7 protein-coding genes are annotated in these 7,142 nt (G+C 67.4%); 2 read left to right on the plus strand and 5 right to left on the minus strand.

The genetic code is table 11. The features are described from left to right. The first annotated feature begins 199 nt into the window (after positions 1-199). On the plus strand, positions 200-712 hold the full coding sequence (locus FJY88_10455) for a hypothetical protein (GenBank protein MBM3287753.1): 513 nt from the start codon (positions 200-202) through the stop codon (positions 710-712). Positions 713-873: 161 nt separating this feature from the next. Here FJY88_10455 and FJY88_10460 read toward each other — a convergent pair whose 3' ends face one another. Then, the gene (locus tag FJY88_10460; protein MBM3287754.1) at positions 874-1,743 is read right to left on the minus strand and encodes a hypothetical protein; all 870 of its coding nucleotides are present in this window, start codon (positions 1,741-1,743) and stop codon (positions 874-876) included. Between the two features lie 256 nt (positions 1,744-1,999). Between FJY88_10460 and FJY88_10465 the strand changes: the two genes are divergently transcribed. Further along, complete coding sequence (locus FJY88_10465) at positions 2,000-2,188, plus strand: hypothetical protein (GenBank protein ID MBM3287755.1); 189 nt, start codon at positions 2,000-2,002, stop codon at positions 2,186-2,188. 170 nt (positions 2,189-2,358) lie between these two features. Here FJY88_10465 and FJY88_10470 read toward each other — a convergent pair whose 3' ends face one another. The 4 genes from FJY88_10470 to FJY88_10485 all read right to left on the minus strand — a co-directional run. After that, positions 2,359-3,210 (minus strand): hypothetical protein, encoded by an 852-nt coding sequence (locus tag FJY88_10470; protein ID MBM3287756.1) that lies wholly within the window; start codon positions 3,208-3,210, stop codon positions 2,359-2,361. Positions 3,211-3,390: 180 nt separating this feature from the next. Then, on the minus strand, positions 3,391-4,869 hold the full coding sequence (locus tag FJY88_10475; protein MBM3287757.1) for a glycogen synthase: 1,479 nt from the start codon (positions 4,867-4,869) through the stop codon (positions 3,391-3,393). Further along, positions 4,866-5,894, minus strand: coding sequence for a galactose-1-phosphate uridylyltransferase (galT, locus tag FJY88_10480; protein MBM3287758.1), 1,029 nt, complete (start codon positions 5,892-5,894; stop codon positions 4,866-4,868). The genes FJY88_10475 and galT overlap by 4 nt, the downstream gene beginning before the upstream one ends. Before the next feature lie 54 nt (positions 5,895-5,948). After that, a partial coding sequence (locus tag FJY88_10485) for a hypothetical protein (GenBank protein MBM3287759.1) occupies positions 5,949-7,142 on the minus strand: 1,194 nt, incomplete at its 5' end.

A 7,142-nucleotide genomic window follows, 5' to 3' on the forward strand; every position in this document is an offset into this window, starting at 1 on the left:
CCACCTCGGGGCGGGCGTCCTCTTCCGCCGCTCGGTGATCCTCGCGCGCAAGTATGGAATGCCGATCCGGGTGCGATGCTCTCTCGCAAGCGGACCGGATACATGGATCGGAAAGCGCCCCGGAGAGGCAACGGCGCCTCCCGAGGCGAGGGTGAAGAGAGAGGCGACGGCGCCCCCGGACAAGCAGCAGGAGGTCAGGATGGAATCGAAACCGCAGCCCGTAAACGGCGACTTCCCTGCCGAGACGGAGAGGATCCTCTCCGTGGCTCTCGAGCGCGCGTGCGTCGCCGTCGAGATTGCGGGAACGGGGCCGGCCGCAAACCTGCTCGCTCTGATCGACGAGCCGCCCACCTCCTCCCCCTGGACTTGGATTGCGACGGCGCGTTCCGGTGATCAGAGCTTCGTCCGAGGCGTCTGCCCCGCTCCCGGGCCCGATGAGGAGGCCCTCCGCGCGCGCGCCGGCGCGATCGGCGCGTCCATTCGCGTCCAGCGGGGGCTCTCGGCCGCCAGCATGGTCGGCGAGGGGATCCTCGCCCGCGCGAACCTCATGCGGGAGGCGATCGAGTGCCTGGAATCCGCCGGCATTCGAGTGATCGCGACGCACACGGGAAGCCTCTCGCTGTCGTTTCTCGTTGAGGAGACATCCGCCCCCCGCGCCGCGCATCTGCTGCACGATCGCTTCGTGGCGCCCGCCGGCTCGGGTCCAGCGTAGCCGCCCGGCCCGGCCGGTTCCCGCAGCCCCGCGCCGCGAAAGCGAACCTGGCGGGACGGAGGGAACCGGCGGACCCGCTTGCGCGCTGCAGACGACCTCCTCTCTCGAGAGAGAGGAGGTCGCCTCACTGGATCAGTGCGTTGACTCAGCGTCGTTCCATGTCACCTGACCATCAGCAGCCGCTGCGTCTGCGCCCGTCCTTTCCCTCCGGCGAGCCTGCAGAAGTAGATCCCGCTGCCGACCTGGTTCCCGTCCGAGCCCCGTCCGTCCCACTCGATCCTGTAGTCGCCGGCCGGCAGATCCCGATCGACCAGCCTGCGGACGAGGGCGCCGCCGACATCGAACACCGAGAGCGAGATCGGCCCGCCGCGCCGCACGGCGAGCGGCAGGACCGTCAGGCGATCGAACGGGTTGGGGCTTCCGAAGCCGAGATCGACCGCGGATTCCGGATCGAGGAGGGCGTTGCCTCCCGGAACCCCCGCGACCCCGTTGTCCTGGACGAGGACGTTGTCGAAGTGGACATGCTTGCCGCGAGCCGCGCCGAGCCCGATGGTCCCGGCGGGAATGTAGTCCGGATCGACGACCCGAAAGAGCGGAATCCAGTCGGTGTCTTGCCAGCGATACCAGCCCTGCAGCAGTCCGGCGTCGGCCTGGATCCTGAAGTCGTACTGCGTCTGCTCGACCAGCGTGCAGGGGAAGGAAGCGAGCGGCTCCCCGATCCCCGCGGGAGTCTGCTTCTCGAGCCAACCCTGCATCCCGTCCATCGAGATCTGGTAGTAGGTGGTCGGATCGCGGAAGCGGAAGAAGATCCGCATCAGGCCGAATCCCTCATGCGGGATCAGGTCCAGGTTGTAGGTGAGGTTCGCGACATCGAGGCCGATCACGGTCGACCGCAGCCAGCCCGCCGCGTCCGAGAAGAAGCAGTACTGGCCCGCCGAGACGGAGATCGCCCCGCCCCCGACGATCTCCCGGAACCAGCCGTCGTCGTTCTGGTCGTTGAAGTCGTCGTAGAAGACGACGTTGGGCTCCATGTAGCATCCGACGCCGCGGGCGCCGATCTCCCATCCGCCGGAGCCGCTGCCGACGCACGGCGAGACATCGAACAGATCCCACGGCGACTCGGGCGAGGCGAATCCGCAGTAGAGCGGATCGGCACTGATGTCGCCCGGACCGGGCAGACAGTTGTGATAGTCCCTCGGGCTGTTCCCCCAGACGTCGCAGTAGGAGTTCAGCAGATGCCCTCCGGGGCCGACGGCGAGGCCGCCGCCCGCCTGCGAGGAGGCGAAGATGCAGTCGATGAGAGTGGTCGGACCGGTGCTCGAGGCCTCGATGAAAGCCCCTCCACCGAGCCCGTCGGCCCAGTTGCCGTTGAACGTGCAGTTGCGCAGCGTGGGGTTGGCGACGAACGAGTGGACGCCGCCGCCGTTCTCGCGGGCGTGGTTGTCGTGGAAGATGTTCCGGAAGACGTCCGGGTAGTGCGGGACGAAATAGAAGTAGCAGAAACGGATGCCCGCGCCTGAACCGGCCGTGTTGTTGAAGACCAGGTTATGGCTGATCCATGAAGGCTGCTTCGAGAGGTCGATGAGATCGCTGCGGAGGGGACGCCCCTTGTCGTTCTGGCCGCAACTGCGGCCGTCGCCCGGGAGTCAATAGAAGATCCCTCCGCCGAAGGCTCCGCCCTCGTTGTTGAAGACCGTGTTGCCGGTGATGATCGACATGCAGTTGCGGCTCGCGATGCCGCCTGCGTAGTAGCTGGCATTCACGTTGTCGTGGACGATGTTGTCCGAGATCGTCGGCGTCGAGTGCTCGCAGTAGATCCCCGCTCCGCGGAAGCTGGAGAAGTTGTCGTAGATCTCGTTCCCGGAGATCGTCGTCGAGGCGTAGAGGGCCCAGATCCCGCCGCCGTCCATCCGGACGGCCTGATTCCCGAAGATCTTGTTCCTCGAGATCGTGGAGGCTCCGACGGAGTCGTAGATCCCTCCCCCGCTCGACGAAGCCCGGTTGTGGCAGATGATGTTGTCGAGTATCCGGGGAGAGGCGGCGATGCACAGGACACCAGCGCCGACGGAGGCGCTCGCGTTCCGGATCGTGAAGCCCTGGAGGACGGACGAGGAGGTCTCTCCGTCATCGAAGGTCACCGCCGATCCGATCGTCCCCGCGCCCGAGGGGTCGATGATCGTCTCTGGGATCAGCGATGGGTCGCCTGTCGCCACGAAGTGGCTTCCCACGACGATCCCCTTCCCCATGAAATCGATCCGCTCGGGATAGAGCCCGGGCGCGACCAGGACGGTGTCCCCCGGCGCGGCGTGCGCGATGCCGAGCTGGATCGTCGGGAGATCCTCCGGCACGCGGACGATCCCCGCCTCGGCGCGCGTCGCGAGCGTCGAAGTCCCGAGAAGCCCGGCGAGAAGGACGAGAGAGCAGAATTGCAACCTGACCATGCCCCACCTCCTTGCGGCCAACAAGAGGCCATGCTGGTCAATTGGTTGCGGGAGCATAGCAGATATTGAGGCCGCTGTGCGCAAGGTACCGCCCCGTGGTCCCGGGCTTCGGATTCAGAGGCGCTCCCGCCGGTTGCCCGCGGCCGGCGGCCTGTCCCTCAGCCGGCGAAGCGGGGACCGGCGGGGGCGCCGCGTGCGCGAAGATGACAGAGTGAGCGAAGCCCGCGGCCGGCGGCGTCATCGCCGGATCGCGGCGATCTCCTTGTAGGCATCGACGTACTTGAGGGCGGCGCTGCGCCAGGAGTGGTTGATCCGCATCACCTGCGAGAGAAGCCTCTTCCACGAGCGCTTGCGCCCGTAGGCGGCGAGCCCACGGCCGATCGCCGCGAGCATGGCGACCGCGTCGTGCTCCTCGAAAACGAAGCCGTTCCCCTTGCCGGTGGCGTGATCGTGCTCGCTCACGGTGTCGGCCAGCCCACCCGTCGCCCTGACGATCGGGATCGTGCCGTAGCGGAGCGAGTACATCTGATTGAGACCGCACGGCTCGTACCGGGAGGGCATGAGGAAGAAGTCGGATCCCGCCTCGATCAGATGGGCCAGCGGATCGTTGAACGAGAGGCTCACGGCGAACTTCGCCGGATGGCGCCGGCGCAGCTCCTTCATGAGCGCCTCGTGCTTCGGCTGCCCGTTGCCGAGGACGACCAGCTTCAGATCCCCGGCCAGCAGATCCTCCGCCGCCTCGGCCAGGAGATCGAATCCCTTCTGGTCGACCAGGCGCGAGATCATCCCGATCACGGGCGCGTCGAGGTCCTCGGGAAGCTCCATCGCGTGGAGGAGCCTCCTCTTGTTCTCGCGCTTGGGCCCCAGGTCGTCAGGCCCGTAGTTGTGCGGAATCAGCGGATCGGTCCTCGGATCCCAGATCTCGACATCGATCCCGTTCAGGATCCCGCGAACATCCTTGCTCCGCGCCGCCAGGACGCCCTCGAGCCCGAAGCCGAACTCCTCGCTCTCCTGGATCTCGAGGGCGTAGCGCTCGCTCACCGTCGTGATCCGATCGGCGTAGAGGATCGCCGCCTTCATGAAGTTCACCTTGCCCCAGAACTCCAGCGGCCCCATCGGATAGAAGATGCGATCGGCCAGGTCGCGACCGATCTCGTCGAGAGCCGCGACCGGGTAGATTCCCTGATATCCCATGTTGTGGATCGCATAGAGGATCCCCGCGCGGCAGAGCGGCGTCCCGGCCCGGGTCTCCCGGAGGAGGACCGGCACAAGGCCGGTCTGATAGTCGTTCAGATGGATCGCATCGGGGATCCAACCCAGGGTCTCCATGCTCTCGATGATCGCCTTCGCGAAGAAGACGAAGCGCCGCGCGTTGTCGGGCCAGTCGGCGCCCGTCGCGGGATCGACATAGGGATTGGCCCTGTCGAAGAAGCGATCGTGGCGGATCAACACGATTTCGAGCCCGCCCTGCCCCACGCGCGCGATCTCGATCTCCGCCCTCTCCTCCCCCGCGGCGAGGGAGACCAGGATGGTCCCGCGCCTCTCGATCTCGAGGCCCGGGAACCTCTGGGGCGTCATCCCGGGCGGCTTGGGAAGAAAGACGCGGACCTCGTGCCCGAGCCGCGCAAGCTCCTTCGACAGGGCGCCGGTCACATCGGCGAGCCCGCCGACCTTGACGAAGGGGACCATCTCGGCCGCGGCGATCGCGATCTTCACGCTTGGCTCCCCTCCGGCCCGGCCGGGACGGCCGCCTCGCGCAGGAACTGAGCGGCCTCCTCCGGCGGCGTCGGGTTGATGTAGAAACCCGTCCCCCACTCGAATCCCGCGACCTTCGTCAGCTTGGGGATCAGCTCGAGGTGCCAGTGGTAGTGCCGCGGGGCCTCCCAGTCGTTGCAGGGGCTCGTGTGCAGGACGACGTTGAAGGGCGGATTGCCGAGGGCAACGTTCATCCTCCCGAGCGTCTCCCTGTAGATCCGCGCGAGGGAGAGGAAGTCGCCGCGGTAGGCGTCCTCGAAGTAGTGCTCGTGCCTTCTCGGGATCAGCATCGTCTCGAAGGGAAAGCGGGGCGCGAAGGGGACGATCACCACGTAGTCATCGTTGACGCATACGATCCGCGAGCCGACGGTCAGCTCCTGGTCGACGATGTCGCAGAAGATGCACCGCTCCTTCCAGTCGAAGTGCTGGTTGCAGCCCTTCAGCTCCTCGACGACGCGCCGGGGGACGATCGGCGTCGCGATCAGCTGCGTGTGGCTGTGCTCGAGACTCGCGCCCGCGGGCGCCCCGTGGTTCTTGAAGACCTGGATGTAGCGGAAGCGCTTGTCCTTCGCCAGATCGATCATCCTCTCCCGGCAGGCGACGAAGAGGTCATTGATCTGCTCGACGGGAAGATGCGCCGTGTCGCGGTCATGATCGGTGGTCTCGATGATGACCTCGTGGGCGCCGACCCCGCTCATCTTGTCGTAGATCCCCTCGGGCTTGCGATGCAGCTCCCCCTCGATCTGAAGGGCCGGGAACTTGTTCGAGACGACCCGCACCCGCCAGCCGGGGCCGTCTCGCTGCGTGCCAGGATCGCGAATCGCGTAGACCTCGGGGGGGGTCTTCGCCTCGTTCCCGGGGCAAAACGGACAGAATCCGCCGCCTCGCTTCGTCTCGATCCTCTCGAAGTCGGTGGGGCGCTTGCCCCGTTCGGTCGCGATGATGACCCAGCGCCCTATCACCGGGTCCTTGCGCAGCTCCGGCATTCTAGCGAGTCCTCCCTCGTTGCGGCTTCATGCTGTCTGGGCCCGGCCGGCGCCCTAAGCCCGCGCCCCGTCCCGATCGGCGCCCGTCGCGAGGAAGGCGATCTCGAAGGCGCGGCGCAGGTCGTCGGAAAGAACGTGGCCGCGCCGTTCGAGGACCGTCGCGGCCGTGCGCAGGCAACGCTCGAGATCGTACTCCTCCGCGTCCGCTCCGACTCCCCAGAGGAAGTCCGGCACCCACTTGGGGAAGAGAGTCGTCTCTCCGAAGAGGTTTGACGCCAGACCGATCACCGATCCCGTGCAGAGGAGCGATCCGATGCGGGTCTTGACGTGATCGCCGATGAACGATCCGATCTTCCGCTGACCGGTCCCGACCTGCTCCCCGTAGGCCTGCAGGCGCACCGGGGCGTAGTTGTTCTTCAGATCGCTCGTCGTCGTCATGGCTCCGAGATTGACCCACTCCCCGAGATAGGAGTGCCCCACGAATCCGTCGTGCGCCTTGTTGTCGAAACCGTGGAAGATCGAGGCCTCGACTTCCCCGCGGACGCGGCAGCCCGGGCCGAAGTAGCTTCCTCCGCCGATCCGCCCGCCGAGCAGCAGACAGTTCTCGCGGCAACCGAAGGGCCCGCGGATCCATGTGTGGGGGAAGACCCTGGTCCCCGGCCCCAGCACGATCGCTCCCTCGCGCGCGTCGAGGAGGGCGAAGTGATCGACCTGGCATCCCTTGCCGAGGCGGATCCGGCCCGGCGCGTAGGCGGCTCCATCGCCGAAGTCCTGGGGAGGGGCCATCCGGGCGAGATCGCGCTCGAGGTCCCCCTCGATCCTGGCAGCGCTCTCGGCCACGAGATCGGCAAGCCCTCCGATCCACGCGCCGCCCGCTGGCTCGACGCGGGGGCATCCCTCCGCGAGAGCCGCCCAGAAGGGGTCGTTCCCCGGGGTCTCGCCCGCCGGGGGCGAGACCTCGCAACGCGCGGCCACGATCACGCCATCCTTGAGCCACGCCTTGGGCGCCCCCTCCGAGACCGCGTCGTCGATCATCGCCCGATCGGGAATCCAGCGGTCCCGCACCCAGAGGCGCGTCCGGGGCTCCGCCGGGATCCCGGCGCGTCGTCGCTTCGGGTCGAGCGACGCGATCTCCGGACGGCAGAGGACGCTCACCGGCCGCGAGTCCGGCTCCTCCCATCGCTCGGCGTTCGTCCGCCCGCCCATCAGAAGATCTCCCGCGGGGCGAAGCCATGTGAGAGGACGAAG

This window comes from Candidatus Eisenbacteria bacterium, assembly GCA_016867495.1.
Lineage (GTDB): Bacteria > Eisenbacteria > RBG-16-71-46 > CAIMUX01 > VGJL01 > VGJL01.